Genomic DNA, 2,534 nt, shown 5'->3' on the forward strand with positions numbered 1-2,534 from the left:
CGGTTGGCGGGGGTGTTGCGTCCGAAGGTGGACGCTGCGTGGAACCTGCACGAGCTGACCCGGGACCTCGACCTCGCCGCCTTCGTCCTCTACTCCTCGGTCTCCGGAGTCATCGGTGGCGCGGGCCAGGCCAACTACGCGGCGGGCAACGCCTTCCTGGACGCGCTCGCCGCGCACCGGCAGGCCGAGGGCCTGCCGGGAGTCTCACTCGCCTGGGGCGCCTGGAACCAGGGCGCCGGCATGACGAGCGGTCTCGGCGAAGCCGATCTGCGCCGGGCCGCCGAGGCGGGCATGCCCCTGCTCTCGGTCGACCAGGGCATCGCACTGTTCGACGCCGCGCTGGCCACCGGCCAGGCCGCGGTGGCACCCGTACGGCTGGACCTGCCCGCGCTGCGCGCCCAGGGCGCCGTCACGCCGCTGCTGCGCGGCCTGGTCCGGCCGGGCGTACGACGTACGGCGGTCTCGGGCCCCGGAACGCGTACGGACGCGGGCCTCGCCGAGCGACTCAGCAAGCTTGAGCGTGCCGAACGGTACGCGACGCTGCTCACCCTGGTACGGGACCAGGCGGCCCTCGTGCTCGGCCACACGAGCGGCGACGGAGTCGACCCGACACGGGCCTTCCGCGACCTGGGCTTCGACTCGCTGACAGCGGTGGAACTGCGCAACCGGCTGAACACGACGACCGGACTGCGGCTGCCCGCGACGATGGTCTTCGACTATCCGACCGTCGAGGCTCTGGCGGACCACCTGCTCGACGAACTCGTCGGTCCGGAGGCCGCAGACACCGAAGCGACGACGGCCGTACCGGCGCTCTCCCAGGCCATGCTGGACGACGATCCGGTGGTCATCGTGGGCATGAGCTGCCGCTTCCCCGGCGGCATCGGCTCGCCGGAAGACCTGTGGCGCGTGGTCACCGAAGGCGCCGACGTCGTCACGGACTTCCCGGACAACCGCGGGTGGGACGTCGACGGGCTCTACAACCCCGACCCCGAGCACATGGGCACGTCCTACACCCGCTCGGGCGGATTCCTGCACGACGCGGGTGAGTTCGACCCGGCGTTCTTCGGGATGTCGCCGCGTGAGGCGATGGCGACGGACTCGCAGCAGCGGCTGCTGCTGGAGACGTCGTGGGAGGCGATCGAGCGCGCAGGCATCGACCCGGTGTCACTGCGCGACAGCCAGACCGCCGTGTTCGCCGGTGTGATGTACGGCGGCTACAACACCAATTTGAGTGGCAAGGAGTTCGAGGGCTTCCAGGGCCAGGGCAGCGCGCTGAGCGTCGCCTCCGGCCGGGTCTCGTACACCTTCGGTTTCGAAGGCCCGGCGGTGACCGTGGACACGGCGTGCTCGTCGTCGCTGGTCGCGATGCACCTGGCCGCGCAGGCGCTGCGCAGCGGTGAGTGCTCGCTGGCCCTGGCCGGCGGCGTCACCGTGATGTCGGTCCCCGACACCTTCGTGGAATTCTCCCGTCAGCGGGGCCTGGCCCCCGACGGACGCTCCAAGCCGTTCTCCGAGTCGGCCGACGGTGTCGGCTGGTCCGAGGGCGTCGGCATGCTCCTCCTGGAGCGGCAGTCGGACGCGTTGCGCAACGGTCACGAGATCCTGGCCGTGGTGCGGGGCAGCGCGGTCAACCAGGATGGCGCCTCCAACGGTATGACGGCGCCCAACGGCCCGTCGCAGCAGCGGGTGATCCGCCAGGCGCTCGCCAGCGGTGGTCTGTCGACGGGTGACGTGGACGTGGTCGAGGCGCACGGCACCGGCACCACGCTCGGTGACCCGATCGAGGCGCAGGCGCTGCTGGCGACGTACGGGCGCGACCGCGACCCGGAGCGGCCGCTGCTGCTGGGCTCGGTGAAGTCGAACCTGGGACACACGCAGGCCGCCGCGGGCGCGGCGGGTGTCATCAAGATGATCATGGCGATGCGGCACGGTGTGCTGCCGCAGACGCTGCACGTGACCGAGCCGTCCTCGCATGTGGACTGGTCGGCGGGCGCGGTGGAGCTGCTGACCGAGTCGACGCCGTGGCCGGAGGCCGGTCGTGCCCGGCGTGCGGGTGTGTCGTCGTTCGGGATCAGCGGTACGAACGCGCACGTGATCCTGGAGCAGCCGGCGAACGTCATCCAGGGAACGGTGGTGACGGGGTCCGAGGCTCCTGTGGTGGAGCTGGGTGTGGTGCCGTGGGTGCTGTCCGGCAAGACGCCGGAGGCGCTGCGCGGCCAGGCCGCCAAGCTGCTGGCCTCGATGGAGGAGCGGCCGGAGCTGCGGCCGGTGGATGTCGGGTACTCGTTGGCGACGGGCCGGTCGAAGTTCGAGCACCGCGCGGTGGTACCGACCGGCGAGCGTGCCGAGACGATGCGCGCGCTGGCAGCACTGGCGGTCGGCGAGCCGGATCCGTTGGCGGTGTCGGGTGTGGTGGTCGGTGGCCGGTCGGCGGTGTTGTTCTCGGGTCAGGGTTCGCAGCGGTTGGGGATGGGCCGGGAGTTGTACGGCCGGTTCCCGGTGTTCGCGGAGGCGCTGGATTCGGTACTCGCTGT

1 protein-coding gene is annotated in these 2,534 nt (G+C 71.5%); it reads left to right on the forward strand.

Features of this window, described 5'->3' with window-relative positions; translation table 11 throughout:
• Positions 1-2,534: type I polyketide synthase (locus ACWD0Y_RS36540; RefSeq protein ID WP_450264557.1), on the forward strand; the 2,534-nt coding region annotated here is incomplete at both ends.

Source organism: Streptomyces altiplanensis (genome assembly GCF_053591575.1).